The 25,747-nt window shown below is 54.0% G+C and carries 25 protein-coding genes; 19 read left to right on the top strand and 6 right to left on the bottom strand.

Annotation, left to right across the window (positions count from 1 at the left end):
* The first annotated feature begins 9 nt into the window (after positions 1 to 9).
* The 4 genes from H7F31_RS10605 to H7F31_RS10620 all read left to right on the top strand — a co-directional run bounded on the left by H7F31_RS10605 (position 10) and on the right by H7F31_RS10620 (position 6,468).
* A complete protein-coding gene (locus tag H7F31_RS10605; RefSeq protein ID WP_187104135.1) occupies positions 10 to 1,044 on the top strand; it encodes a LacI family DNA-binding transcriptional regulator in 1,035 nt (344 codons plus the stop codon).
* Positions 1,045 to 1,187: 143 nt separating this feature from the next.
* The gene (locus H7F31_RS10610; protein ID WP_187104136.1) at positions 1,188 to 3,380 is read left to right on the top strand and encodes an alpha-galactosidase; all 2,193 of its coding nucleotides are present in this window, start codon (positions 1,188 to 1,190) and stop codon (positions 3,378 to 3,380) included.
* A gap of 465 nt (positions 3,381 to 3,845) precedes the next feature.
* The gene (locus H7F31_RS10615; protein WP_187104137.1) at positions 3,846 to 4,721 is read left to right on the top strand and encodes a MerR family transcriptional regulator; all 876 of its coding nucleotides are present in this window, start codon (positions 3,846 to 3,848) and stop codon (positions 4,719 to 4,721) included.
* Positions 4,711 to 6,468, top strand: coding sequence for an ABC transporter ATP-binding protein (locus H7F31_RS10620; protein ID WP_187104138.1), 1,758 nt, complete (start codon positions 4,711 to 4,713; stop codon positions 6,466 to 6,468). The genes H7F31_RS10615 and H7F31_RS10620 overlap by 11 nt, the downstream gene beginning before the upstream one ends.
* A gap of 182 nt (positions 6,469 to 6,650) precedes the next feature.
* Here H7F31_RS10620 and H7F31_RS10625 read toward each other — a convergent pair whose 3' ends face one another.
* Positions 6,651 to 7,994, bottom strand: a complete 1,344-nt coding sequence (locus tag H7F31_RS10625; protein ID WP_187104139.1) for an FAD-dependent oxidoreductase — start codon at positions 7,992 to 7,994, stop codon at positions 6,651 to 6,653.
* 210 nt (positions 7,995 to 8,204) lie between these two features.
* Between H7F31_RS10625 and H7F31_RS10630 the strand changes: the two genes are divergently transcribed.
* Positions 8,205 to 8,966, top strand: coding sequence for an SDR family NAD(P)-dependent oxidoreductase (locus tag H7F31_RS10630; protein WP_187104140.1), 762 nt, complete (start codon positions 8,205 to 8,207; stop codon positions 8,964 to 8,966).
* Between the two features lie 257 nt (positions 8,967 to 9,223).
* Here the strand turns inward: H7F31_RS10630 and H7F31_RS10635 are convergent, their stop codons facing one another.
* From H7F31_RS10635 to H7F31_RS10650, 4 genes are all read right to left on the bottom strand, one after another.
* On the bottom strand, positions 9,224 to 9,919 hold the full coding sequence (locus H7F31_RS10635) for a PspA/IM30 family protein (protein ID WP_187104141.1): 696 nt from the start codon (positions 9,917 to 9,919) through the stop codon (positions 9,224 to 9,226).
* Between the two features lie 62 nt (positions 9,920 to 9,981).
* Positions 9,982 to 10,197 carry a PspC domain-containing protein gene (locus H7F31_RS10640; RefSeq protein ID WP_087569558.1) on the bottom strand — a complete coding sequence of 72 codons (216 nt, stop codon included), beginning with the start codon at positions 10,195 to 10,197 and terminating at the stop codon, positions 9,982 to 9,984.
* A 298-nt stretch (positions 10,198 to 10,495) separates the two neighbouring features.
* Complete coding sequence (locus H7F31_RS10645; RefSeq protein ID WP_187104142.1) at positions 10,496 to 11,329, bottom strand: lipoate--protein ligase family protein; 834 nt, start codon at positions 11,327 to 11,329, stop codon at positions 10,496 to 10,498.
* A gap of 131 nt (positions 11,330 to 11,460) precedes the next feature.
* On the bottom strand, positions 11,461 to 12,291 hold the full coding sequence (locus H7F31_RS10650) for a phytanoyl-CoA dioxygenase family protein (RefSeq protein ID WP_187104143.1): 831 nt from the start codon (positions 12,289 to 12,291) through the stop codon (positions 11,461 to 11,463).
* A gap of 151 nt (positions 12,292 to 12,442) precedes the next feature.
* Here H7F31_RS10650 and H7F31_RS10655 point away from each other — a divergent pair, with 151 nt between their 5' ends.
* From H7F31_RS10655 to H7F31_RS10705, 11 genes are all read left to right on the top strand, one after another.
* Positions 12,443 to 13,315, top strand: a complete 873-nt coding sequence (locus tag H7F31_RS10655; RefSeq protein WP_187104144.1) for a helix-turn-helix domain-containing protein — start codon at positions 12,443 to 12,445, stop codon at positions 13,313 to 13,315.
* Positions 13,316 to 13,513: 198 nt separating this feature from the next.
* On the top strand, positions 13,514 to 14,701 hold the full coding sequence (locus H7F31_RS10660) for a LolA family protein (RefSeq protein WP_108996040.1): 1,188 nt from the start codon (positions 13,514 to 13,516) through the stop codon (positions 14,699 to 14,701).
* 166 nt (positions 14,702 to 14,867) lie between these two features.
* On the top strand, positions 14,868 to 16,058 hold the full coding sequence (alr, locus tag H7F31_RS10665) for an alanine racemase (protein WP_187104145.1): 1,191 nt from the start codon (positions 14,868 to 14,870) through the stop codon (positions 16,056 to 16,058).
* Positions 16,059 to 16,376: 318 nt separating this feature from the next.
* Positions 16,377 to 16,658: a CopG family ribbon-helix-helix protein gene (locus H7F31_RS10670; RefSeq protein ID WP_087569552.1), complete on the top strand. Its 282-nt coding sequence runs from the start codon at positions 16,377 to 16,379 to the stop codon at positions 16,656 to 16,658.
* A gap of 3 nt (positions 16,659 to 16,661) precedes the next feature.
* A complete protein-coding gene (locus H7F31_RS10675) occupies positions 16,662 to 17,012 on the top strand; it encodes a type II toxin-antitoxin system PemK/MazF family toxin (protein ID WP_087569551.1) in 351 nt (116 codons plus the stop codon).
* A 164-nt stretch (positions 17,013 to 17,176) separates the two neighbouring features.
* Positions 17,177 to 17,962: an SAF domain-containing protein gene (locus H7F31_RS10680; RefSeq protein ID WP_187104146.1), complete on the top strand. Its 786-nt coding sequence runs from the start codon at positions 17,177 to 17,179 to the stop codon at positions 17,960 to 17,962.
* Entirely contained in the window at positions 17,959 to 18,810 is an 852-nt protein-coding gene (locus H7F31_RS10685) for a CpaE/TadZ family protein (RefSeq protein WP_187104147.1), read from the top strand. Before H7F31_RS10680 ends, H7F31_RS10685 begins: the two co-directional genes overlap by 4 nt.
* The gene (locus H7F31_RS10690) at positions 18,807 to 20,195 is read left to right on the top strand and encodes a CpaF/VirB11 family protein (protein ID WP_187104148.1); all 1,389 of its coding nucleotides are present in this window, start codon (positions 18,807 to 18,809) and stop codon (positions 20,193 to 20,195) included. The genes H7F31_RS10685 and H7F31_RS10690 overlap by 4 nt, the downstream gene beginning before the upstream one ends.
* Before the next feature lie 57 nt (positions 20,196 to 20,252).
* Positions 20,253 to 21,188, top strand: a complete 936-nt coding sequence (locus H7F31_RS10695) for a type II secretion system F family protein (protein ID WP_187104149.1) — start codon at positions 20,253 to 20,255, stop codon at positions 21,186 to 21,188.
* Between the two features lie 19 nt (positions 21,189 to 21,207).
* A complete protein-coding gene (locus H7F31_RS10700; protein WP_187104150.1) occupies positions 21,208 to 22,098 on the top strand; it encodes a hypothetical protein in 891 nt (296 codons plus the stop codon).
* A 37-nt stretch (positions 22,099 to 22,135) separates the two neighbouring features.
* Positions 22,136 to 22,285, top strand: a complete 150-nt coding sequence (locus H7F31_RS10705; RefSeq protein WP_179215673.1) for a hypothetical protein — start codon at positions 22,136 to 22,138, stop codon at positions 22,283 to 22,285.
* Between the two features lie 119 nt (positions 22,286 to 22,404).
* Here H7F31_RS10705 and H7F31_RS10710 read toward each other — a convergent pair whose 3' ends face one another.
* Positions 22,405 to 23,814, bottom strand: coding sequence for an IS1182 family transposase (locus H7F31_RS10710; RefSeq protein WP_261800465.1), 1,410 nt, complete (start codon positions 23,812 to 23,814; stop codon positions 22,405 to 22,407).
* Between the two features lie 416 nt (positions 23,815 to 24,230).
* Here H7F31_RS10710 and H7F31_RS10715 point away from each other — a divergent pair, with 416 nt between their 5' ends.
* From H7F31_RS10715 to H7F31_RS10725, 3 genes are all read left to right on the top strand, one after another.
* On the top strand, positions 24,231 to 24,377 hold the full coding sequence (locus H7F31_RS10715) for a hypothetical protein (protein WP_187104151.1): 147 nt from the start codon (positions 24,231 to 24,233) through the stop codon (positions 24,375 to 24,377).
* Positions 24,374 to 24,799 (top strand): hypothetical protein, encoded by a 426-nt coding sequence (locus tag H7F31_RS10720; protein ID WP_187104152.1) that lies wholly within the window; start codon positions 24,374 to 24,376, stop codon positions 24,797 to 24,799. Before H7F31_RS10715 ends, H7F31_RS10720 begins: the two co-directional genes overlap by 4 nt.
* A gap of 88 nt (positions 24,800 to 24,887) precedes the next feature.
* Positions 24,888 to 25,373 (top strand): hypothetical protein, encoded by a 486-nt coding sequence (locus H7F31_RS10725; RefSeq protein ID WP_187104153.1) that lies wholly within the window; start codon positions 24,888 to 24,890, stop codon positions 25,371 to 25,373.
* Positions 25,374 to 25,747: the final 374 nt, after the last annotated feature.

Below are 25,747 nucleotides of genomic sequence, written 5' to 3' on the forward strand. Positions count from 1 at the left end.
GCGAGTGGGATGGCAACGATCAAACAAATTGCTGCGAAAGCCGGCGTATCGGCTGCAACGGTATCCAGAGTGCTGAACAACGACCTATCGCTTTCCGTAAGCGAGGACACGAGAGGGCGTATCTTCCGAATCGCCGAAGAGCTCGGCTACAAACCATCCAGGCTGCGAAAGTTGAAGCAGGAAGAACATCTATCCCGTCAGCAGATCGGGTTGTTGATGTGGTCGACGCTGGAGGATGAGCGGGACGATCCGTACTTTTCCTCCATTCGCCGAGGCATCGAGCTGCGCTGCGAGGAGCTCGGCATTACCATCGCGAAGGTGATGAGAGGCAGAGGCGGTACAGAGCTTGCTCCTTGCCATGGACTCGACGGTCTCATCGTCGTAGGTTCTCTTCACGTGGAGGATGTGCTCGCCCTATACGGCAATCCCGAACGCATCGTATTCGTCAATCACGCCGAAGGTCCGCCCTCCAGCGACTCCGTCAAGCTCAACTTCGAAGCCGCGATGGAGGAGGCGCTGTCTTACTTGCAGGCGCTGGGCCATATTCGGATCGCGTATGCAGGAGGAGAAGAAACGGTTCACCGCTTAATGGTCTCGACAGAGAACGAGACGGTAACCGATTCCCGAAGAAACAGGTACAGGGCATTTATGTCAGAACGGGGGCTTTACCGCAGCGAGTACGACCTCGTTACGGAATGGTCCTCGGGCGGCGGTTATTCCGGTATGAGAAAGCTGCTCGATCTTAATGAGCGTCCTACCGCTTGTTTGATGGGAAGCGATCCTATGGCCGTGGGTGGGCTTCGGGCACTCCACGAAGCGGGGCTCGAGGTTCCTCGCGACATGTCGCTGATCGGATTTGACGACATCGAGATTTCCGCTTACCTGAGCCCTCCGCTTACGACGGTCCGCGCCTATACGGAGCTGATGGGGCGGACGTCGGTGCAATTGTTGCTAGAGCGAATCCAGGGCCGCGAGGCGGCCATTCACGCCACGGTAAACACGTCGTTTATCGTCAGGGAGAGCTGCGGGCCGCCCGGCGTGTAAGCGTAGCTCAAACCCACATCATGCTTCCGAAGCGGCTTTGCTTTGCAAAGCTGAAGGTCGCACACATCTTCGAAAAAGCCTCGATAGAGGTTTTCTCATAACTTACCCGAAAACAAGAGATTAGAACCGAGGAGGAACATTTAATGTCCATTCGTTATGATGAAAACAACCGTATTTTCCATTTGCAATCGGGAGATGCCAGCTATGTGCTCGGCGTTACGAAGCAAGGTTACCTGGCTCACTACTATTGGGGCCGCAAAGTTCGCGGAACCGGTCTGCGCCAGCTGCTCGAGCTGAAAGAACGCGCATCGTTCTCGCCTAGCACGGATTTGGAGCAGAAAGAGCTGTCGCTCGATTCGCTTCCGCAGGAATATCCGACATACGGCAGCTCCGACTTCCGCATGCCGGCGTTCCAGGCGCAGCTCGCCGACGGAACGACCGTGACGGAGTTTTTGTACGATTCCCATCGGATCGTAAAGGGCAAGCCATCGCTGCCGGGCCTTCCGGCGGTATACGTCGAAAGCGACGACGAAGCCGAAACGCTTCTCGTCGATCTGGTCGATGAGAATTCCGGTCTTCGCGTTACGCTATCCTACACGGCGTTCGCGGACCACAGCGCGATTGCGCGTTCGGCAAGCGTAGTCAACGAAAGCGGAGCTACCGTCAAGCTGCTTCGCGCGTTCAGCGCCAGCTTCGATCTGCCTCATGACCGCTTCGAGCTGCTGCAACTATCCGGAGCCTGGTCGCGGGAACGTTACGTTCATACTCGCAAGCTGGTACCGGGACTTCAGTCGGTGGAGAGCCGCCGGGGATCCAGCAGCCATATGCAGAATCCTTTTATCGCTTTGCTCTCGGAGGGATCGACGGAAACGCATGGCGACGTGTACGGCGTTAGCCTTGTCTACAGCGGCAGCTTCGCGGCAGGAGTAGAGGTTGACCAGTTCCATACTTCGCGCGTATTCGCGGGACTGAACAGCTTCGACTTCAGCTGGCTGCTGGAGCCGGGCGAGACGTTCCAAGCGCCCGAGGCGATTCTGGTGTTCTCGGCCGAAGGCTTGGGCGGCATGTCCCGCAGTTATCACGAGCTGTATCGTACGCGACTTAGCCGAGGCGCGTTCCGCGACAAGGCCCGTCCGATTCTGATCAACAACTGGGAAGCGACGTACTTCAATTTCAATGCGGACAAAATCGAAGCAATCGCGCGTGCCGGCCAAGAGCTCGGCATCGAGCTGTTCGTGCTGGACGACGGCTGGTTCGGCAAGCGGGACAGCGACAACTCTTCGCTAGGCGACTGGTTCGTGGATCGGAACAAGCTGCCGAACGGTCTTGAGGATCTGGTCGGCCGAGTCACTTCGCTCGGCATGGAATTCGGCTTGTGGTTCGAGCCGGAGATGGTATCCCCCGACAGCGAGCTCTACCGCAAGCATCCGGACTGGTGCCTGCACGTGGAAGGCCGCAGAAGGACGCAAGCCCGTCAGCAGCTTATTCTCGACATGTCGAGACAGGACGTGCAAGACTACATCGTCGAAGTGATCTCCGCGACGCTCTCCAGCGCTCCGATCACATATGTGAAGTGGGATATGAACCGCAACATGACGGAGATCGGTTCTGCACTGCTGCCTGCGGACCGTCAGCGGGAAACAGCTCACCGCTACATGCTGGGCTTGTACGCCGTGCTTGAGAAGATCACGACGAGCTTCCCGCACGTGCTGTTCGAAAGCTGCTCCGGCGGCGGCGGACGCTTTGACCCGGGCATGCTTTATTACATGCCGCAGACGTGGACGAGCGACAACACGGACGCCGTATCGCGCCTCAAGATTCAATACGGCACAAGCATCGTGTATCCGATCAGCTCCATGGGCTCTCACGTATCCGCGGTGCCGAACCACCAGGTGGGCCGGATTACGTCGCTCGACACGCGCGGCAACGTCGCGTTGTCCGGCAACTTCGGCTACGAGCTCGACCTGACGCAATTCACGGAAGATGAGAAGGAACTCGTGAAGGAGCAGGTGGCCAAATACAAGGAGATCCGCCACTTAGTGCAATTCGGCGACTTCTACCGTTTGTTGAGCCCGTTCGAGGGCAATGATACGGCTTGGATGTACGTGAGCAAGGACAAGAGCGAAGCGGCAGTCGTATTCGTGTCCGTGCTGCAGGAGGCGAACCCGCCGCTGGACCGTTTCCGCCTGCAAGGACTGGACCCTGCTGCCGACTACGTGCTGCAAGGCCAGGGAGACGGCTACGGCGGCGACGAGCTGATGTTTGCCGGTCTTGCGAAGCCGCAATTCCATGGCGATTTTGCGAGCAAGGTGTACCATTTCAAGAAAAGCGAATAGTAGGCAAGTTAGCGGTAAGAGAGGAGCGGGTCGCCTGGGGCGATTCGCTCTTTTTATGTTGCGTCCAAGCGCCAAGCGGCAAGCACCAAGCGGCAAGCACCAAGCACCAAGCACTAAACTCCCAAAGGGAAGGGAAGGGAAGAGAAGGGGCTAGAGAAAGGGGGTGGAGGGGGGAGGGGGAATGGGCTAGAGGGGGAAGGAAGGGGTTGGAGAGCGCCAGAAATCAATTCGCGAGATGCCGAACCTGCCAGGTTAAGAGAAGCGGGGAAGCGAGGCGTCAATTGGCGCGAAAAAACCGAAACAAAGGGGTTGCGCTTGACGTAACGTCAAGTGCTATGCTTTGAAATAAGGAAAGTATATCATTTCGCCATACTTTCTCTATATATCTCGAATTGAAACGGGCTGCGCTGCCAAAGGACGGCACGGCCGAGTCACCTTGGCAGGAAGGGGAGGGAAGGGACTGTGATGAGCGACCAACACGAAAATGCGAACGGAAAAATCGGAAACGAAATGGCCGATGATCGGCGCACGTATACGATCGGGGCGTTCGCCCGCATGACGGGAACGACGGAGCGTACGCTGCGTTTTTATGACCGCAAAGGTCTGCTGAAACCATCGGGGCGCAATGCGCAAGGGCATCGCTTCTATCAAGAAGGGGATCTGCTCCGGTTGCAGCAAATACTGACGATGAAATATTTGGACTTCTCGCTGGATGAAATCGCGGAGCATCTGGGCGATCGGAACCGTGATATGACCGCTACGCTCAATCTGCAGCGCGAGCTGCTAAGCCAGAAGCGGGATCAACTGGATAAGGCGATTGGCACGCTGGACCGCATGCGGATGCTCCTTGAAGGAGCCGGAGAAATAGACAGCTCGCTGCTGCTTTTCTTCATTCACAACATTCAGAACGAGGAAGCGCAGAAGCGTTACCTGGCGGAACGGCTGCCGGCTCCTGTTGTCGGCGCGATTTTTATGGAGGGCATGCCGGAGGCGGAACGGCTGGAGCTTGAGAAAAGGATGACGGCTGTGCTGGTTGAACTGACGGGCTATTGCCGCGAAGGTCGCAGTACAGACGATGAGGAAGTACTGCGCTCGGGGCAGCAGTTAGTAAAGCTTCTGAGCGAGGTCATCGGACAAGCGATGGAGCATCTGAGCGAAGAGCAAAAGGACGAGATGGAGCGAGCGATTTCCGAGATTGGCAATCCGGAAGCGGAGCTTGATCCCGCGCTATTTTACAGCGGATTTTCGAAGGAGGAAGAGTTATTTCTCGCGGCTGTCATGGAAAAGGTCGGCGTTATGGAAGAGGATTGGTTGAAAGGAGTGAGTCAAGATGAACGTTAAACCGTTTCTGGCGCTTGTCGGCAAACACCGGCCGAAGGGCTGGATTATTGCCGCGGCCATAATATTGGGGCTGGGAGAAACAGCGTTGTCGCTCTTCATTCCGCTGCTCACGCGGGATGTCGTCGAGGAAGCCTCCGCATCCGCGTTGCAAAGCGCTACGGTCATTATGTTAGGGGTTGTATTCGCGCTACAGACCGCAATGTCGGGCTTCGGCGTCTATACCATGTCCTATGTCGGACAGTATATGGTGGCCGGTTTGCGCCGGGAGGTTTGGGAGCGGGTGCTCCGCCTGCCAGTTTCGTTCTTCGACCGCAATACGTCAGGCGAAACGATGAGTCGGATAACCAACGATACGAACGTCATCAAGGATTTTATCGTTGGGCATGTCATATCTTTCTTGGGAGGCATTGTCTCCATCGTTGGAGGCGTGGGCATTCTCCTGTACCTCGATTGGCGAATGACCTTGCTTATGCTGATCGCCGTTCCGGCGTCGCTGCTTATCCTGTGGCCGCTCGGCAGCAAGATGTTCGCGATCTCGAAGTCGATGCAAGACGAAACCGCGATGTTTCAGGGCGATCTGGGGCGAGTGCTGACGGAAATTCGGCTGGTCAAATCTTCGCTGGCCGAGCCGGCCGAACTGAGACAAGGACGCGGCCGCATTGGCAGCTTGTTCCGTTTCGGCATGAAGGAAGCAAAGATCATGTCCATCGTTACGCCGCTAATGATGTCCATCATGCTGCTCATTCTCGTGCTGCTTATCGGATACGGGGGCGTCAGAGTCGCGCAAGGAACGATCACGACGGGCGAACTTGTCGCCATCATTCTCTACATGTTCCAGATCGTCATGCCGTTTACGCAGATGGCATCATTTTTTACGCAGTTCCAGAAGGCGCTTGGCGCATCGCAGCGAATTATCGAGCTGATAGAAGAGCCGGCGGAGACGGAGCGGAGCATCGACGATCGTCCGGCGAATCAACAACGCGGGAGACGAATTTCTGCTTCTGAGACGATTTCTTTTGAGAAAGTCAGCTTCGCCTATTCCCCGGATCGTCCCATTTTGAATGGGGTATCGTTCGAGGCCGTCGCCGGCGGCATGACCGCTTTCGTAGGCGCCAGCGGCGCGGGCAAAACGACGATTTTTTCGCTTGTGGAGCGCTTCTACTCACCTACGGGAGGTACGATTCGTTACGGCGCGGACGATGTGTCTGCGATGTCGTTACAGCAGTGGCGGGACCGACTGGCTTACGTCTCGCAGGAAAGCCCTATGATGGCCGGTTCCATTCGGCATAATCTCACATACGGCTTGAGCTCGGATGTCAGCGAGGATCGAATAGCCGAGGCGTTGGAGGGAGCGAATCTGGCGGAGCTGATCGCATCACTTCCCGATGGGCTCGAAACGGAGGTTGGCGAACGCGGCGTAAAGCTGTCGGGGGGCCAGCGCCAACGTCTCGCTATCGCGAGAGCGATGCTTCGCGATCCTGAATTTCTACTGCTGGACGAGGCAACGGCGCATCTGGACAGCGAGTCGGAGCGGCTCGTGCAGGACGCGTTGCAGAAGCTTATGCAGGGACGCACGACGCTCGTGATCGCGCATCGCCTGTCGACGGTCAGCAATGCGGACCGGATCATTGTATTGGAAAAGGGCGAAGTGACGGGGCAAGGAACGCATATGGAGCTGCTTCGCTCCCATGAGCTGTACGTCAAGCTCGCGAAGGGACAGCATCTTGAGAGCGAGGCTGCGGTTTGAGGTGAGGGCGGGTTAATAGGATTGATAGCCCGACCCGACGAAACATTGAAACCAACTGCAACGTTGAGTAGCGCGGAAGCGGCGGTTTTGTTTGAACGCTTGAAAAAGGAATACGACTCGCAGATTGCCAAAGAGCCAGCCGCGATGCAAACGCGACTGGCTCTTTGTATACGGGTCGAGGGTTATACCGCCTGCAAGCCGGCTTGGTTAAGCAAGTTCCAAGGTTTGTTGTAATGGGGCTGGAAGAAGAAGTCCACAAAGCCGAGACCATCCATCGTCATGCCGTTTTGTATGCAGACCGACAAGGTGTTGATCGATTGAGTCAAGTCGACCTTCGAGATGACCTGCGCGCCGAGGATACGGCCGGTGTCGGCATCGTAGACGACCTTCAGCGTAACGTCTTCGTAGGTCGGCATAAATTCCAGACGGTCATGGTCTTGCAGCGTTACTTGCTTGACGTTTAGGCCGGCTGCCGTCGCGGCCGTCTCTGTCAAACCCGTCGATGCGATATTGTAATCGTAAATTTTGATGCCCGACGTTCCTTGTGTACCCATGTACTGCACGGTTGGCTTCATCAGGTTGCGGGCAACCAGCGTGCCCATCCGGACGGCATTGGTCGCAAGCGGGATATAGGCATGCGCCCCGGTCGGGTTGTAGCGAACCGCGCAGCTGTCGCCTGCGGCGAACACGTCCGGCTTGCTGGTCCGCATATATTCGTCGACGATAATGGCGCCGTTCGGCAGCATGTCGACTTGTCCGCGGAGGAGATCCGTGTTCGGGCGGAAGCCGATGCAGAGAACGACCATATCGGCTTCGAACTCTCCGTCATTCGTCACGACCGCGGTCACCTTGCCGCTTTGATCTCCTTTGAACGATTGCGCTGTTTTTCCCAGTGCGAGCTGTACGCCTTTGTCCGTCAATTCGCGTTCCGTAATGTCCGTAAACTCGCGATCCAAATATTTGTATAGAATCCGGTCCATATTATCAATGAGCGTCACTTCTTTGCCCAATACCTCGAACGCTTCAACGAGCTCAATGCCGATGTAGCCGGCGCTGATGACCGCAATCCTGCGGGCTTCTTTGGCTTTCTCGATAATCGTCTGAGCATGCCCGTAATTTTTACAGAGCAGAATGTTGTCAAGTCCGATGCCGTCCAGCTTCGGAATAATCGGCCACGAGCCGGTCGTTACGACGAGTTTGTCGAAGCTGTGCGTGAAGGTTTCGCCGGTCATGCTGTTTTTCACATCCAGTTGCTTCGCGTCGGTGTCGACATTCAATACTTCATGGCGCATATGCGTCATCACGCCCAGCTTGGCAAGCTGATCCGGCGAAGCGTAGAACAGATCTTCCGCTTTCTTTACGACGCCGCCTACATGAAGAGCAATACCGCACGAGAGGAACGAGATGTTGTCGTTTTTCTCGAAGACATGGATCTCGGCCTCGGGATAAAGTTTAACCATATTCAGAATCGCGGCAGTTCCGGCGTGTGTACATCCAATCACGGCAATGCGAGTAGGGGTTGTCATATAAAGCGCCTCCTAATGTATATAGTGAATTAATTCACAATACATAATGTGATTTATTTCACAACGTTGTCTTGCTCATATAATACGCCAAACAGGTCGGCATGACAATGTCTGAATTGTGAACAAATTCACAAACTAGGAATTGGGATTCCTTATGTTAAAATAGGACAAACCATCAAACCAACCACCAGAAAGGCGGGGGATGAAATTATGACGGAACAAGGAACGCATGACGGGAAAATCGTGCTTATTACGGGAGCGGGAGCAGGAATCGGGCGCGAGCTGGCGCTGGCTTATGGGCGGGAAGGGGCATTGTCGCTCATTGCCGACAGGAATGAAGCTAGTCTGGAAGAAACGGCTGCGCTATTGGAACGCGAAGAGTTGGATTCCGCTTCTTTTGTTGTCGATATAAGCAAGCCTGAAGAAGTAAGCCGCTTGTTCGTGGATATCGAGATTATGTTCGGGCGATTGGATATCGTTGTCAACAATGCGGGCTTCGGTATTTGGAAGTCGCCGTACGACCTGGAGATCGACGAATGGGATCATGTCGTTCATACGAATCTGAGAGGCACGTTTCTCTGCTCGCGCGAGGGAGCCAAGCTGATGAGGAAGGATGGAATCGGCGGCTCCATCGTCAATATTTCATCGACGCGGGCGCACATGTCGGAGCCCTGCTCGGAAGCCTATGCGGCATCGAAGGGCGGGATCCTGTCGCTGACGCACGCGCTCGCTGCATCGCTCGGTCCCGACGGAATTACGGTCAATGCGATATGTCCAGGTTGGATCGAGACGGGCGATTACGGAGCGCTGCGAACGGAGGATCATGCCCAGCATCCCGCGGGACGAGTAGGCAAGCCGGAGGATATCGCTAAAGCATGTTTGTATCTGACGAATCCGCGGAACGATTTTGTGACGGGTACACATATAACGGTGGACGGCGGCATGACTCGCAAAATGATTTACGCGGAATAATGGGCGCATGAGGGATAACATGCGCAAATGCAAGTTTAAACGGCAATCGTCTATTTGGCGGCACGGCTCTTAACCTTGCCGAGAAATAGAGAGAGAGTATGGCGAAATCAGGAAATCATATGATTTCCTATATTGCGAAAAAGCCTTCAACCCATTAAGACAATGGTTTGAAGGCTTTTTCGTTCTACAGGCGGGACCGGCTCATCCGCTTTGCTCCTTCCGATGCCAGCCCCTTAAGCAAGAGCTGTATATAAAGGCTAGTTGCCGGATTTGCTCATCAGCCGTTGCAATTGTTCTTCCACCTGGGCGGAACGTTGTTCTCCCTTGATGTCGACAGGAGCGTATCCGCCGCCTGCCCCGCCTGCCGTCGGAGCTGTTCTTGCAAGCTCGCGGGAGGCTTCCCATTCCATAACCTTCTGCTCGATTCTCTCGAAGCCTTTGCTTGCCGAACTGCTATGCAGGTGGGTCGGTCCGCCGTATACGCCATTGCCGGTACCGGCTTCGCTCGTTGCCGACATTTGCCTTACGCGTGTCATTAGCTCTTCTCGTTTGCTCTGCAGACGGGTTTTCTCTTCCTTCAGACCTTCCACGCGCAAACGCAGGTCGTCTGCCGATTGCTTGGCGAGGTCGCGCAGCTTTGCGGTTTCCTCCGCTTGCTCCAGATATAACAGCTTGGCTTCCAGCGCCATGCGTGCTTCTTGCTCACGGCCTTCCAACGCGGCTTGTTCCGCTTTGCCCTCGTAATATTGAGCCTGCGCATGCAGTTCTCCCAGCTTGGAGCTCATTACGCGTTCCTGGACGAGTTGTTGCGACATCGAACGTTCCGTGCGTTCGATCACCTCATCCAAGTCCCGCAAATAGTGGTTAAGCATCATAACCGGATTTTCCATTTTGTCCAGCATCTCGTTAGCGGCAGCCTTCGTCATATTCAATACGCGTTGTAGAATTCCCATGTCATTTCTCTCCCTATATGTTTAGTTTTGATGTGGTTGTTGTTGCTTTGGTTGTTGCCGGATTAGTAGTGGTCGACGAAACGGAAATCATTATACGGCGCCTTCGGAATGAACAGCGAAGCGATCAAGTAAATGAGTAGCACGCTGCCGAAGCTGAAGAAACCTGCAATAACGACCAGCATTCTGACGATGTTGGAGTCGATCCCCAGCCATTGTCCAAGTCCCCCGCATAATCCGGTTAATTTACTGTCCGAAGTGGAACGAAACAATTTTTTCATCTCGCATTCATCCTTTCGTGTTGCTCATCTATGTCCTTATTGTATAGCTCGGGCGAATGCTTCGTAACAGTCCGCAGTCTATTGTTGGAACTGGCCTTTAGGCGGGGCAGGACTCGGACGCACGACCGGGAGAGGGGATTACGGTGAGGTAGGACGTACGGAAAAAAGGCTGCTCGGGAACCCAAAGGGGCTCCTGAGCAGCCTAATTTATACGCTATTTGCCGAGCGTGCGCGCGATAGGCCAGATGTGTAAGAACGGCCTATATGGAACGCAAGGAGACGAGAGCAAGCAAAGGAGCTAACAATCCGTTGTGTATCGGTTTTTAAGCGAGCTCGCCATCGTATCCAATTCTTCCTCCGTGGGCATTATTAGTCGAGCGGCGGCTTCCTCGACACCTGCTGGCGTCTGCCTGCTCTGAATGGCAGATTTGATGGCAGCTGCGAAGACTTGCGCGCCATGGGGGCCAAGGCCGGCAATCTCCTCCAGACTGGCGGTGCTGTCGCCGACCACGATGGGATGGCCGAGCGAGTCGTCGCCGCAGGAGGCGACATCATAGAAGGCGCGGACGAGCTCGGCGCGAGTGCGGCCGGAGCCCTCTGCCACGACGAAAGCCTGTATGATCGATGCATGTGTCTGCCGCCGCTGGGCGATGCCGCAAAATTTGTAGCCTTCGATGCTCAGATCGAAGTCGCCGGGGCAATAGGCGCCTGTGATCTCGCCTTTCTCCACCAATCGACCGGTGCTATGCAAGGCTTCCGCTATTAAATGATACATCCGTTCGAAGTCGTTATGGAATCGAAGATCCAAGGCATTCTCCTTGGGAAGAATAAGGGAGACATTAACGACGCCGGCATCCAGAGGAACGGCCGCTCCGCCAGAATTGCGCACAACCGTCATCCAGCCACTCTCCTCCAGCCACTGCCTGGCTTCCTTTGCTCGCGGCATACGGCTATCTTTCTGGCCCAGCACGAACGCATGGGGATGGCGCCATAGATGACAGATTGCCGGTCCGCCTTTGCCGGCGCTTCGGCAGAGGAGCTCATCCAGGGCAAAGGCGTACAAAGGATCGCTATGGCGGAAATCGTTCATTCGGTCGAGCAGCAGGATGGCGGGTTCTTCCTTGAAGGGCATGCTGGGTTCCTCGCTTATGGGAAAATGTATAGTCTACCCATATTGTAACACCAATCCCTTTGCAGCGGATAAATACGTTTCTCGCCATCGGATCGGCCATCATTGCGATCCCCTTCGGCATCTATCGATGATCATTGCCGCGGAGTAGCGCGTGTCCAGACGACAGGGAAGTCATCCCCCGACAGGATTTCACCAGGCTGTACTTTTACGTGGCTTTCCATCGGATGTCCGCCTGCAGGTTCGTAGCGTGTATGACCAGGCATGTAGTGGACGGCAATCGCGCGACGCTTTAATGAAGAGCGATTGTGGGGGCTGCCGTGCCACGTTAAGGAGTGGTGGTAGCCAACTTGACCTTTCTTGATCTCGAATGGCACAGATTCTACGATTGCATCTGCCGGCAACAGTTCCGGCTGACGATGATACGGCTTGAAATGATCGTCGCTTGCCAAGTAGCGCTGGTGGTTGCCCCAAAGATGACTGCCGGGTACCATCCACATGCAGCCATTCTCAATGACGGCATCATCCAAAGCGACCCAAGCGCTTACGAGTTCGGCGGGTTGGATGATGGGCCAGAGAGGATGGTCTTGATGCCAGCCGGTTGGTCCGCCGGAATAAGGCGGCTTGTATTGGATCTGATCATGCCAAATTCGTACCATATCCGTATTCGCAAGTTGAGCGATCTCTTCGCAAATCGTTGCATTCTGCGCATGTTGATAGAAGGCTTCGCTCGCCATCCAAATGTTTACGATTTGCACGACCTTTTCATTTACTGTCATGTCCATGCCCATATTTCCAGCACCCTCCAGCAAATTTACATTCCTTACTGGTTTTCGCACGGACTTCCCTTCCATGACAAGATCAAGCTCTGCGCGCAGCAGATCGACTTCGGCTTCACTTAGTACGATCCCGCCTTTTAAAAAGCCATCCCGATGAAATTGTTCGATTTGCGCTTTTGTTAACATGTGTTGATAATCCCCTCTCATACCTTTATCAGGTAATATTTGATACTATAAGCATAGTGGAAGGGTTTTCAGATGTATTTGCAATAGTGCTAGATATCTTTATAATTATTCAACATTTTTCGGAGAATGGAATAAGGGAGCGCAGGTTGAGGTGAGAATATATTCTATTGTCGATTTGAAACCGACAGTCAACTTTGCAAGCCGTGATCAGGCCGAACCTTGCACGGTGTGGGGACCGCGGATTATTCCGGATTGTCAAATCTTTTATGTAATCAGAGGAAAAGCCGGATTGCAGCTAGGCAACGAACAGATCGCGATCGCTTCGGGGCAAGGTGTGTTTTTTGGAAGCGAGAGTCCTCATCGCCTGGAAACGCTAGAAGAGACCGATTACTATAGTGTTCATTTCCACTTCGATCATGTTTCTCCGGCGCCGCTTCATCCCGCTTATGCGATTTTGGGCTGCGAGCAGGAGCAGCTCACACAAGAAGCGGCACGATATGAGGTCTCGCTTGGGGACCGTCGTGGTGAGCTTTTCCCTCACAAGTTCGCATATCCGGGGATGGAGCCTTTCTTATTGCGTTTGGTAAAGGAATATCGAGGCGGGCATGGCTGGTTTGATTGGAGCTTGCGCGGAATTATGCTGGAGATGATCACTCATATGCTGCGTTGCCAATTGGGGGAAATCAAGCGAGTTGTATCTCCTTTCCTGGCCGCTACTTTGGACGCCATCCGTGCAGAGCCTGAACGTCACTGGACTGTCGCCGAGTTAGCGGCGTTATGCGGTTATCATCCTGTCCATTATTCGAGGTTGTTTAAGATGGAGATGGGAACCAGTCCGAAGGATTATTTGATGACGGAGCGAGTAAAACGGGCAAAACAATTACTGCTTAGCGGCGAAAGGATAGAGAGCATCGCAGAACGTCTTGGCTATAACAGTATTCATTACTTTTCGAATAATTTTAAGCAGCAAACGGGGCTTACGCCATCCGAATATCGCCAACAAGGCCGTGTGGATTTAGCTTGAAACAGTTGACGCCGCATGATGTATTTTCGTATTAAACAGTACGACAAGCGATTGAATTAAACGGTGAAAATATCAGGGTTTGACCTCATCCTTAAAAATATCCCGCAAGCTCGTCAACCCTGTCCGCATAATTGTCCAAGTCCCCACATAGACATGTTATCATCCAGTAAAAATTCGATGGTCAGAGGGGATGATTACATGCGTCGCATGGCATGGACGGCGGCAATTATTATGGTATTCGCGCTTGTTCTATCTGCTTGTGGTGGTACAAAGGACGCCGAGTCCGTGGTGAAGGATCTCGAGAAGTACGTGAACGACATGGAGAGTTACCAAGGCAACGGCACGATGACGCTTCATACCGGCCAGCAGCCGCTGACGTATCAGGTGGAGGTGTCGTACCAGACGCCGCATTACTACCGCATCAAGCTGACGAACGAGGAGAAGGACATTACGCAGATCGTGCTTCGCAACGACGATGGCGTATTCGTATTGACACCCAAGCTAAACAAAGTATTCCGGTTTCAAAGCGACTGGCCGCAAAATCAAGGCCAGGTTTATCTGTACCAGACGCTTGCGCAAAGCATCATTGTAGACAACTCCAGAGTATTCGCCGTAGACGAGGACGCCTACGTGTTCGACGTTATGGCGAGCTACAACAACGGCTCGTTAGCCCGCCAGAAGATCTGGCTGGACAAAGCGGATCTGAGCCCGGTACAGGTGGAAGTCAGCGATACGAACGCTTCTGTCGTCGTAGACGTGAAGTTCGACGACTTCGAGTTCGGAACGAAGTTCGAGCCAAGCGTATTCCAGACGGAAGCGAATATGCAAGCGGAAGCTTCCCCGTCGGCCGGCAACGACGAACCGACCATAGCAACGCCGGAGAACACCGACGATACCACGGCGCCTGGCGACGATGCAGTCGAAGACGAGGATACGGACGGCAAGGTTGAAGGAAGCGGCAATAACGAGGAAGAACCCGGCGACGAAGAAGCAGGTGCAGAAGAAGAGGATGCATCGACAGGCGTGGAAGGCGAAGAGCCGGCCGACTTCGTGGCCATGGGACCATCGTACCTCCCGAGAGGCGTATCGATGAAGGATGCCAAGGACATTGTATTCGGCGGCAATCCCGGCATGATGACACGTTATGAGGGAGTATACAGCTACACGCTCATTCAGACGATGCCGAAGGATGTGGCAACGACGCTTGTTCCCGGACGTATGGTGGATGTCGGATTCGACAACATCGGCCAGATCACGGGCGATGACAAGCTGCAGACCCTTACCTGGACGTACGAGGGTCAGCAATTCCGCCTTACGAGCGAAAATCTGCCGGAGAGCGAGATGTTAAAGGTAGCGCAATCGGTCCAAGGCGAGATGGCGAAATAAATAATAACCTGCTTAATACTCGGCTGGCATGGGATTTCCAATACGTGCCAGCCGATTCTGGCATGCATTGCATTGACAGTCCCGGCAGCCTCGTTTAACATTGATTTTATTGATGTTGACTGCCCGGATTGTTCCTGCGTTACTGCTAGAGGAGAAGGTGAAAGACTTGGATTCGTATTATCGCCCTACGAGGGCAGAAATTTCGCTCGATGCCTTGCGGCACAATCTAACCGCTATACGCGCCGCGCTTCCCGACGGCTGCAAGCTGATGGCTTCCGTTAAGGCGAACGCCTATGGTCATGGAGCCGTGGAGATTGCAAAGGCCGCCGAGAGTTTCGGCATTGATTATTTGGGCGTCGCGTTCCTGGATGAGGCGCTGGGACTTCGAAGAAGTGGCGTTCGCGCGCCTATTCTTGTATTGGGATACGTGCCTGGTGATGCCCTTGGTCTTGCTCGAGAGCATGATATTACAATCAGCATGTTCAGGGAAGACGTTCGCGAGGCAGCGGGAAACCTTCCGGACGCTCCGGATGGCCGCAAGCTCAAGATTCATGTAAAAGTGGATTCCGGCATGGGCCGTCTTGGCGTGCTAGGACTGGAAGAGGCGGTAACGTTCGCCGAACATTGCCTGGCTACTCCGCAGCTTGAGGTTGAGGGCATGTTTACGCATTATGCGCGCGCGGATGAGCTGGACAAAGGATATACGAGATCGCAGCATGAGCGATTCTCTGCCGTTGCCAAAGCGCTTGAGGAGCGCGGTATCCGGCTACCGATCATTCATGCTGCCAACAGCGCCGCGGGGATGGAGACTCCGGAGTGGGCGGGCGGCATGGTGCGGCTTGGAATCGCGATGTACGGTTTGTACCCGTCTGCCGAAGTAAATCGGGAAAAGATCGCGCTTGCTCCGGTTATGTCGCTAAAGACGGAGGTTTCCTTCGTCAAGCAGGCGCCTGAGGGCTGGGGAATTAGCTACGGTACCCGTTATTTCGCAAAAGGCGGAGAGAGGATCGGCACGCTGCCGATCGGATATGCCGATGGGTACAGCCGGATGCTCTCGGGCAAAGCGCAAGGACTTGTGCGCGGCGTCAAGCTGCCGATACGGGGCACGATCTGCATGGACCAGTGCATGATTACGCTGGACGACGAGAGGCTGATGGCCTCCGAAGCCGGAGAGGTTCAGCAGGGCGAAGAGGTTGTGCTGATCGGACGACAGGGCGACGAAGTCATTACGATGGAAGAACTCGCGGATCAGCTTGGCACGATCAACTACGAGATTGCATGCATGATCGCGTCCCGCGTGCCTCGCGTCTATACGTCTGACGGGGCAGTCGTCTCGGTTCGCAACGAGCTGGCATAGCCGCGCCCGTATCTAGTGGGATTTTTTTCATGAAGGAAATTCCGGCAGCGACGGAGGAATTTGGGGAACGAATATCGAATGTACTGTAGAGGTTATTCTGCACGCCTCATGCATGCCGCGATATAGCATAATTGATATATGACTAACATAGATATGTTGAAGTATAGCGGAGGCTATATTTTGCCAGACTATAAGGGAGTATAAATACTCCGCTTGAACATTTTACGTAGCAGCGCCAGAATGTACCTGCTATAACCGCATAGATTTCATCATGCACGTGCACAGTGGCTTTGGAAAAGTTTTGGGGGTGTCAGTTCGGTGGCCAATATCCATAATACGAAAAGGATCATGATCAGCCTGCCCGATCAGCTGCTGGAGGAAGTCGACGGAATCGTCGCCAAGGAAAACTCCAATCGCAGCGAATTTATTCGGCAAGCCATGAAGCTGTATCTGGTAGAGCGCAAGAAACGCCAAATCCGCGAGTCCATGCAGCGCGGCTATATGGAGATGGCGAGAATCAATCTGAACATGGCCTCGGAAGCGTTTCAAGCAGAGGAAGAAGCGGATCACACGTTAGGGCGTCTAGTGAGCGGGGTGTAGAGCTTGATCGTCAAACGCGGAGATGTTTTTTTTGCCGATTTGTCCCCAGTCGTAGGATCTGAACAGGGAGGAGTCCGTCCCGTTCTCGTAATACAGAATGACATCGGTAACCGCTTCAGCCCTACCGTCATCGTAGCTGCCATCACCGCTCAAATTCAGAAAGCAAAGTTGCCGACGCATGTAGAGATGGATGCGGCGACGCATGGCTTCGACCGCGATTCCGTCGTGCTGCTGGAGCAGATCCGTACGATCGACAAGCAGCGTCTGACGGACAAAATTACGCATCTGGACGACGAAACGATGCGGAAGGTCGACGATGCGCTGTTGATTAGCGTCGGTTTGATCGATTTTTAAAATTTGTTATAGACAAATCATGACAATTATTGATATTATATACCCAATTGAACACTAAAGTTAAATGATATGTGACTACGAATGCGAAGAACGCATGCGAAGAGCCGAGACCGGCTTGCGCGTGCGTTCTTTTTTGTCGTTGTCGGGAAGGGAGTGGAGAAGGGATGGGCAAGGGGCGAAATATGTGGCTCAGTCTGGTTGCGGCGGTATTATCGGCAAGTCTTGTCTACGGGCTGTACGATCTGCAGCGGCTGCAGGTGGAGCGACAGGCGACCATGCCGGTCGTGGCTCCTGTTCGGTTTATTGCTGCGGGAGAACGAATACAAGCGGAAGATTTGATGCTGCTCCGGCTGCCTGCCGAAGCTTATCAGAAAGAGATGGTTGAGGTTGTCGACGCCGTGGCCGGCAAGGAAGCCGTCGTGCCGATGGGAAGAGGGGAGCCCGTGCTGGCATGGAAGCTTAACGAATACGGCCTTCAGCCGAGAGGTTCGGAAGCGACCTTTCAACTGCCCAAGGACTACATACGTTCCATCTCCAGCGGCATACGCGCCGGAGATCTTGTAACGTTGTTTGCATCGGGACCGGAAGGGGCTTCGACGCGTGTGTTCGACGAACCGGTCGTGGTAGCTTCCGTTAAGACGGCAGGCAACGTAGAGATAGACAATATGGAGCGTCCGCATCTGTTGTCGCTCGCCGAGGGCAATAAGGAAGAGATGTACGCGGCCCGCAGGGACGCCAACGGCAGCATCGACGCCATCAATCTGAATCTGACCGAGACCCAATGGCTGACCATCGACGAGCTGTGCAAGGGCGGAGAAGTCAAGCTTGTGATCGCCTACAGCCCGGCGTCTTTCGAACGGATTGGCAATGCGGTTGACAGGGAGTCCTCTATGTCAGGCATACGGCAGCATGATCTAGAGACCAAGGATGAGGAGGAGGAACAGCCATGAGCGGCAAGCAAGGGACGATGATCGTTTTTGTCGGCACGACGCCAAATATAGGTACGACAACGGCAGCATTCGCTTCGGCGATGAGGCTTGCGGAAGCGACAGAAAAGCCGGTCGGCTATTTGTGCCTGCATCTCAAGAGCGCCAAGCTGCACCGGTTCCTCGGCGTGGACGAACCCGAAACGACGCTCGACAAGCTGCAGCCCGAGCTTCGGTCGGCGGCATTGACGCCGGCCATGCTGCAACGCGCGATGTTCGAGCTGCCGGGGCAGCGTAATCTCCGGGTGTTGTTCGGAAGTTTGAACAGGGAGCAGGCGGAATATTTTACCGATAGGGAAATTCAGCATTTGCTCGACGTGGCGGAGCGGACGTTCTCCTGCGTCGTGCTAGACGTCGGGGCGTACTGGGATAACGCGGCGACGGTATGCGCGATTCAGCGGGCTACTATGCGGGTCGTAGTGACGACAGGAGCGCTGTCTCACTTCCAGGAGGACGGCAAACGATGGATTGGCGACGTATCGCCGCTGTTCAAGGTGCGACCGGCGCAATACGAATGCCTTGTCATTCGTGCGCCTTGGGGACGTGACGCATACAGTGCAGCGCAGATCGGAAGAGAGCTTGGCGCTGCAGGAATCAGCGAGCTCCGTTTGTCGCAGACGTTGTTCGCCAGCCTGGATCAAGGCGCGTTTCACCTGTGGCTGAAGGAGGATAAGGCGGGGAAAGCGGCAATGTCGAGAGAAGCGGGAAGGATCGTTTCCCGTTACGGGTTGGGGTTGCCCGTGCCTCGCGCCAAGCTTCTCGCATGGCCGTTCAAGCGAATGAGCGCGAGAGAAAGGACGGGGTCGGCATGAGTCAGGAGCGGACAAAGTTCTCTCCCGCGGAATTCGCGGCAAGGACCGGAGGACGGAATCCCGACAAGCAATCCGTGCCAGAGACCTCGGAAGCATTAGGGAAGCTGGAGGAAAGCCATTCGCCGGCAGAGGAGCAGAGCCAACTGGTGGATGACATACGTTCTTACTTAAGCGCTCCGAGAGGGCTCACGGAAGAAGAGCGCAGAGCTTATGGCGAAACGCTAAATCGTGCCGTGCTGGGTTTCCCGCAGGAGCGGGAGCAAGTGCTCGCGATTATCGAGGAGCGTCTCATCCGTTTGCGTATCCAGCAGGTGGAAGGTTGGCGGCATCCTTATGCGACATTGGCGGAAGCGCTGTTTGCAGAGGTGGTGGGACTCCATGTGCTGGAGCTGGTGCTTGCGGATCGGGAAGGACTGGAGGAGATTCAGGTCGTAGGAACCCGAATCTACGAGGTGAGGAGCGGATTCGGGACGCTGTCTAAGTTCGCATTCGAAGAGCTGAGAGATGTGGAACGCATCCAGCAAAATTTGGTGTTGTTCAACAACGACCGGATAACGCCGCGCAAGCGCTGGGCGGAAGTGATGCTGCGCGACGGCTCGCGCGTCACCATGACGGGCTTTGGTTTCACGGCAAGTCCCACGCTGACCATTCGGTTCTATACGATGCGCACGTTCAGTCTGGCAGCGCTGGCGGACTATCCTTACAGATCGATGAATGCAAGGGTGGCGGGGCTGCTCCGGGCCATCCTTCATGCGAGATTCAATATCGTCGTCATCGGCGCAACAAACTCCGGCAAGACGAATTTGCTGAAGGCGCTCATTGCGGAGCTTCCCGACGAAGAACGAATCATTACGATCGAAGGCCGATTCGAGATGATGCTCGGGCGGGACTTCCCGGACAAAAATATCGTCGAATACGAATCGTCAGAGGAGGATGGCGGCCACTCTTCCGCGCAGGCATTTAAGCTGGCGTTAAGGCAATCGCCGCAGCGGATCGTCCATGCCGAAATACGCGACGAGGACGCCAACATCTACGTTCGCGCATGCACGAGGGGACATAGCGGCAGCATGACGACGGTTCATGCGAACGAGCTGGAGGACGTGCCGGAGGCGATTACCGATATGTGCATGCTGGACGGCAGGGCGATGAACGCGGAGCGGCTTTCGAAGCGGATAGCCGAATTTGTGACGGAGGTAGGGATCCAAATGAAGATCGTGGCAGGCCGCCGAATTGTTGCCCGTATTGGAGAGCTGGGCTGGCGAGGCGGAGAAGCCTTCGTCCAGGATTGGGCGGTGTACGACGAGCTGCAGGATGATTGGCGATTCGAAGCGGCGCCGTCCGAGAGGAAGGCAGCGAAACTGGCGGCGGCGGGGTATTGCACATGACCCTTGCTTACGAGTAATGGACATGGAAGTGTTGAGACTGGAGGCGATGTGCACGTTATGAACCATCTGACGATGACGGCAGCCGCTGCCGCTCTGTTCTTGCTGTTTTCTTATATCATAGGCAATCTGATCGATATCGTTCATGACAGGCGTAGATTGCGAAATCGTCTGACTTACGAATCGCCCCGAAGCCTGCGCCGGCTGCTCATGCGGGAGTTTACCATATATGCGCGGCTGCGGGAGCATTGTGCCCTGTTGCTGGAGACGCTGCGGCTAAAGATGACGGCAGATCTGTTTCTGGGGGCATCGTTTATTCTGCTGCTGATGGGGGTCTCGCTTGGCGGCATGTTTTTCCAAAGTATGAAGGGCACGCTGCTGTTCGGGGTTCTTGTCGGCGTCGCGCCTTACGCTTTGCTCCGGGGACTGCTTATCCACCGCAGGATGCAGGCGCAGTTGGACTTCCTGCCAGCCGTGGAGCTGTTCTATCAATGTTATCTTGTCACGGGGGAACGTCATATCCGGACGGCTCTGCAGCGCGCGATCGAAGAGAAGCGGCTGCTCGGTCCCATGCAGGCGGTGTTCGAGCAGCTGTACCGGAATCTGTCCGTGCGGGGAGACGACGAGAGGTCGCTGCGGCTTATGGCGGGATCGCTGGGACATGTGTGGGCGGATTACTTCGCAAACATTATGCGGGTCGCCTTGACGGAAGGCGTGACGGTGACGGACGGTCTGCGCGAGCTGCTGGGCGACATGCGCAAGGCGCGGCGTTCCAACGAGCAGGAGCGTCATCGGCTGCTGGAGATTAGAATCGCCAACTTCACGCCGGTATTGTTCCTGGCTTTGTTCGTCGGCATCAACATCAAGTACAACCCGGAGAACGCCTATTATTACTATTTGTTCGATCCGCAGGGGAAGGACATGCTGCTGAACGCGCTGCTGCTGATCTTCGCGTCGTTCCTGATGGGACTATGGTTATCTCGCAAAAAGATGTAAGAGGGAAGGAGGGCTCCCCATGTTCGAGCAAGCGGAGCAGGGAATTCGGCTGGCCCTGATAGCGGGACAGCTGTTATTCGCGGCCGTTGCCATATATGCGCTGTTGTCATTGCTGCCGAGAAAGGCTCCTCGCTGGAGCAGGCTGGCGTTTCTGTCCTGGAGAGCAGCCCCGCCACCGGCCGGCTGGCTGAGATTGTTTCGGATCAGCAGGGACTCCCACGCATTTAGAGAGCGGGAGCTGCTGCTTGCCTCATGCGGCGTGACGGTCGATCCCGCTTGGTATATGCTTGCGCGCTTCGCCGGCAGCGGGATCTTGATCGTGGCGGCGCTCGCGTCAGCAGTCATGCTGGGCGTAAATGTGATGTCGCCTTCAGTCCAACTGGCTGTCGGAATTCCCGTCTTGCTTGTCGGTCTGCTCGCGTTGGACCGTATGTGGCTCAGAACGATCGGCAAGCTGCGTTCGCTTCAGATGACGAAGGAGATCTACACGATAAGCAATCAGCTTCTGTATTTGGCCGATTCGTCTCTTCATATCCATGCTAAGCTGACTCGATGCATTCCTTTCACAAAGACGATGCGCGGCGATATGGAGCGGCTGCTGGCGGAGTGGTATCATGATCCGGCTTCGGCTCTTCAGCGATTTAAGACCAGGCTCGGAACGGATGACGGGATGAGCTTCGTGGAGACGCTGGATGCGCTGCGGCTGCATGAGAGCCGCGAATATTACGAGCTGCTCCGCGTAAGGATCGAGGATTACAAGGATAAGCTGGAGCTTGCCAAGGAAGGACGCAAGGAATCCACCTCGTACGTGTTGTTCCTGCTGGCAGGCATTCCAATTCTTTATACGTTCCAGGTTTTTATATTTCCATGGGTCAAGGAAGGACAGAAGCTGTTCGAATCTCTCGGCTAGAGCGGAGAACGGCAATTGATGAAGGAGGTGAGAATGAATGCGCAATATTCTGATGACGGTCATGATGCTCGTAGTCGTAATCGTATTGTTCAACTCGATCATCGCTCAAGATACGACGGGCACGAGAAGCCAAGTGCAATCGCAAGGCAACGCCGCGAATACAAGAATCAGCCAGTTGCTTCCTTAATGGACTATCGGGTCTGGCCGGCTTTGAGAAGGAGGCGGTTCCGCATGAAGAAGCCGTCTCTGTTTGCTTAAACGCATCAGAAAATAGAGGGAAAAGCTCAGACTGTTGAATAACCTCATTTATGCGGCCTGGGTTTGAGTCATAGAGCGGTATTTGGTGTTAATTGGTAGAAACAGTATCTGTACATGCTGTAGACCGCCAACGAACATCTCCTTCCAAGCCAGATGCCGCGCAATTTTCTTCAGATTTTGGGAAATTGCCGTCATCAAAGACTGCTCCCGCATTTTGTTTATTCCGCGGAGCTTGCTTCGACGATAACCATGAAGATTTTTGGCATCTGCAAAGCTTCGTTCAATCGTTTGGGCGCGAAGTTTATACAGAGCTTCACCTTCTGGGCTTATACGGTTAAGCATCACTTGTTCTTTATGCGCTTCCCAAATATGACGCTGAATCTTACGTTGCTTATTTTCGGCCTGCGTGCACTGTGACAGCATTGGACATGAAGCGCAGCTACTAGGGGCAGAAACGTATTCCCGGTAACCTGCACGATTGGTGGTGTAGTAGCTCAATTGTTGGCCAGCGGGACAAATGTAAACATCTTTTTCCGTATCATAGATAAAGTCACTCTTTGCCAATAGGCCCGGTGTTCTGCTTGCCTGTCGATAGTTGATGACGGGGAAAATATTCATCTCTAATGTTTTTTTGCAAATGTAGGGCGTCATATAGCCGGAGTCCAGTAGCACGGCCTCTAATGTGGCATCAAAACCAAAGGTTTGGATTTGGCGTTGCAAGCGCTCGAGATAGACGGTGGCGTCGTTTACATTGCCAGGTGTCACATGAACGTCTGTGATGATATTGAATTTGTGATCCACGGTGCGATGATCGAGATAATGGAATCCTTCTGGCTTATTGCGGCGATTCATATAACCACAATCCGGGTCTGTGGCACTGACTTTATGTTTGGTGACTTCCACCTCCTCTTTCGGAGCTAAAGGCTTTTTTTCGTGAAGATCTCGATCCTCGTTCACGGCTTGGTGAAGTTCTTCCAGATATTCGTGAGGCGTCTTCCCGATGACTTGAACGGTATAGGCATTATTGTTGGCATCGGCTCGAACATGCGTCGAATCGGTAATGAGTACGCGGCCTGCCACCATGTGGTGTTCCATCGCCAAACGCACAACTTTCTCAAAAATCTCCTGAAACAGGTTCGTTCCCGCAAAGCGGTTGTTTCGGTTAAAACTAATCGTCGAATGGTCGGGCACCTTGTCTACGAAACGCAGTCCCAAAAACCAACGGTACGCCGCATTAGGAAAGATCTCTTTTTCTAACTGGCGCTCCGAACGAATGTTGAAGAGGTAACCAATGAGCATCATTTTGAATAATACGATGGGGTCGATAGGTGGTCTACCCGTCGTTGCTGTGTAATAGGGACGCGTTAACTCGGTAATAAAGGAGAAATCGACATGGTCGTGAATGACTCGAAGAAGATGATCTTGAGGCACCAATTGTTCCACACAAACCAGTTCCATTTGATAATCGGTCGAAGCGTCTGACTTATTGGTGTTCCACACGATAACCACGCCTTTCGAGTACAATTTATTACCTTTATTATACCTAAATTAACGCGTTAATTTGGTGAATTATTTAAAGATTGGTGAGTTTTTCAACAGTCTGAAAAGCTCCCATTAATCTGGGGAAATTCGAATATCAGCTCGCTTAGAGGGAAAACCTCCCTTAAATCGAGGTGGATCAACCCGAAAACAGCGATTCGGCCAGTATTAAAGGTAGGATTTCCCTCTAAAGAGCAAGCAAGGGCGGAGACGGGGGTATTAGAGGGTGTTTTTCCTCTAAAGTTTTTACTCCTTATACTTGTTCTTATATTTCATCAGTAAACGCGCTCGTCCAAAGGACGGCGTAAGCCGTTTATCCTTGGGAGGTGCAATCCATGCGCGCATTGTTATTATCCATGTTATTGCTTGTGACCGTATTGCTGGTCTATTCGGCGGTTGCCGAAGGAGAGGACGGCATGAGGTCGCAGACAAATGAAGCGGGCGCATCCATCCGCGATTATATAAGGGGGATGAGTCCGTGAAGCAATTGCTGCTTTTCGTGCTTTTCGCGGCGATGCTGTGCTGGATGATGTTCTCGCCAATCTATAAACATGTCGTCATTGTTCGGCAAGCGGTGCTGCAGCAAGAGGTCGATTATTTGCTGGAGGTTGGCGCGAGCGGTACATACGGCTATATTAGCGCCGCGATGCTGCAGCAGTCGGCCGATCGGCTGGAACGCCTGGGATTGGAACGCGACGCGATCGAATACATCGCCGAGACGACCAGCGGCGTGTCCGCCGCCAATCCAGGTTTGCCCGTGCCAAGGGGGACGGGCATAACGCTTGCGATCAGCTATCCGTTCGAGAACTTGTTTATGATCGATGCGCTGATCGGCTTGTCCCCCATTGCGCCGGAAACGCGGATGCGGGCTTTCGGGATGAAAATGAGCGAGTACGTGCCGTAACCCGGCTAGTGCTTTAATTGGCACTACTAATGAATTTGGCACTACCAATGAATTTGGTTCTACCAGTGAATGGAAGGAGGAGGCCGCCTTGTACAAGCTGCTGCTGATCGTGATGATGATGACCATCTGGATGGCGGTTCATCTCATGGGCGTCGAAGAGGAGTTGGCAATGAAGACATTGTCCCAAAGCAAACGGGCGATCAATCGGGCAGCGCATGCCGCTGCCCAGCAGCTTGACAAGGAAGCGCTCGGCAATGGCGAGCTTCGCATCGATCCGCAGACTGCCGCCGAGACGGCTTTAAATTATTTGGGCGGCAACCTGCTGGTGGACGGCGAGGGCGTGCCTTTGGACAATTCCTTCCTGCTCGAGCCGATTGAGGTGCTTGTTTTCGATATTGTTAACGGAGACCAAACGTTTCCGTATGTCTACCGCAATGATGAACATCAATTCGAAGCCGTCCTGCGTAAGCCCGGCGTCATACTGATCGTCAAAGTTGTTTACCCTAGATCGTTCCGCGTGCTTGAGCCGATCGAGTGGGAAATAAGGGGAGCCGCCGAACTGGTGGCGGGATAATTATAGATCGTATCTCCTCAATTGAGAAGTCAGTTGGAAGTGAACGGCAATGGCGTTCATTAGTTGCAGCTCGATCTCAACCGGATAGTAATACTGTTGTTCGTCGTAGGGTATCTCACTGAAATAGATTACATTGCTTTTCCCCGTAATGAGACGACAATCGAGCGCCATAAGCGCTTCCGCATAGCCGACCCCATCTTCGTCTTAAGAAATCTCGTCCCCCATGCTTGTGCATATCCCGAATTTCCGCTCAATGAAGTTCTTCCATCAGCTACACTACCCTACACTATCGCTTGTATCACATCGTGCTTAATTATAGACAATGCCTGTTCTTAAATACGGGTAGTATTTCGTAAGAACGGAGCATGTTGATC

The organism is Paenibacillus sp. PAMC21692 (assembly GCF_014303795.1).
Classification (GTDB): Bacteria; Bacillota; Bacilli; order Paenibacillales; family Paenibacillaceae; genus Pristimantibacillus; species Pristimantibacillus agaridevorans.

Excerpts from the sequence above, each read along its gene's own strand:
- H7F31_RS10705 (WP_179215673.1), top strand. The coding sequence starts at position 22,136 with ATGCGCAATATTCTGATGACGGTCATGATGCTCGTAGTCGTAATCGTA.
- H7F31_RS10635 (WP_187104141.1), bottom strand. The coding sequence starts at position 9,919 with ATGGGAATTCTACAACGCGTATTGAATATGACGAAGGCTGCCGCTAAC.
- H7F31_RS10660 (WP_108996040.1), top strand. The coding sequence starts at position 13,514 with ATGCGTCGCATGGCATGGACGGCGGCAATTATTATGGTATTCGCGCTT.
- H7F31_RS10695 (WP_187104149.1), top strand. The coding sequence starts at position 20,253 with ATGAACCATCTGACGATGACGGCAGCCGCTGCCGCTCTGTTCTTGCTG.
- H7F31_RS10645 (WP_187104142.1), bottom strand. The coding sequence starts at position 11,329 with ATGCCCTTCAAGGAAGAACCCGCCATCCTGCTGCTCGACCGAATGAAC.
- H7F31_RS10685 (WP_187104147.1), top strand. The coding sequence starts at position 17,959 with ATGAGCGGCAAGCAAGGGACGATGATCGTTTTTGTCGGCACGACGCCA.
- H7F31_RS10690 (WP_187104148.1), top strand. The coding sequence starts at position 18,807 with ATGAGTCAGGAGCGGACAAAGTTCTCTCCCGCGGAATTCGCGGCAAGG.
- H7F31_RS10640 (WP_087569558.1), bottom strand. The coding sequence starts at position 10,197 with ATGAAAAAATTGTTTCGTTCCACTTCGGACAGTAAATTAACCGGATTA.
- H7F31_RS10630 (WP_187104140.1), top strand. The coding sequence starts at position 8,205 with ATGACGGAACAAGGAACGCATGACGGGAAAATCGTGCTTATTACGGGA.
- H7F31_RS10650 (WP_187104143.1), bottom strand. The coding sequence starts at position 12,291 with ATGTTAACAAAAGCGCAAATCGAACAATTTCATCGGGATGGCTTTTTA.
- H7F31_RS10700 (WP_187104150.1), top strand. The coding sequence starts at position 21,208 with ATGTTCGAGCAAGCGGAGCAGGGAATTCGGCTGGCCCTGATAGCGGGA.
- H7F31_RS10680 (WP_187104146.1), top strand. The coding sequence starts at position 17,177 with ATGGGCAAGGGGCGAAATATGTGGCTCAGTCTGGTTGCGGCGGTATTA.
- H7F31_RS10715 (WP_187104151.1), top strand. The coding sequence starts at position 24,231 with ATGCGCGCATTGTTATTATCCATGTTATTGCTTGTGACCGTATTGCTG.
- H7F31_RS10605 (WP_187104135.1), top strand. The coding sequence starts at position 10 with ATGGCAACGATCAAACAAATTGCTGCGAAAGCCGGCGTATCGGCTGCA.
- H7F31_RS10625 (WP_187104139.1), bottom strand. The coding sequence starts at position 7,994 with ATGACAACCCCTACTCGCATTGCCGTGATTGGATGTACACACGCCGGA.
- H7F31_RS10615 (WP_187104137.1), top strand. The coding sequence starts at position 3,846 with ATGAGCGACCAACACGAAAATGCGAACGGAAAAATCGGAAACGAAATG.
- H7F31_RS10620 (WP_187104138.1), top strand. The coding sequence starts at position 4,711 with ATGAACGTTAAACCGTTTCTGGCGCTTGTCGGCAAACACCGGCCGAAG.
- H7F31_RS10710 (WP_261800465.1), bottom strand. The coding sequence starts at position 23,814 with ATGGAACTGGTTTGTGTGGAACAATTGGTGCCTCAAGATCATCTTCTT.
- H7F31_RS10610 (WP_187104136.1), top strand. The coding sequence starts at position 1,188 with ATGTCCATTCGTTATGATGAAAACAACCGTATTTTCCATTTGCAATCG.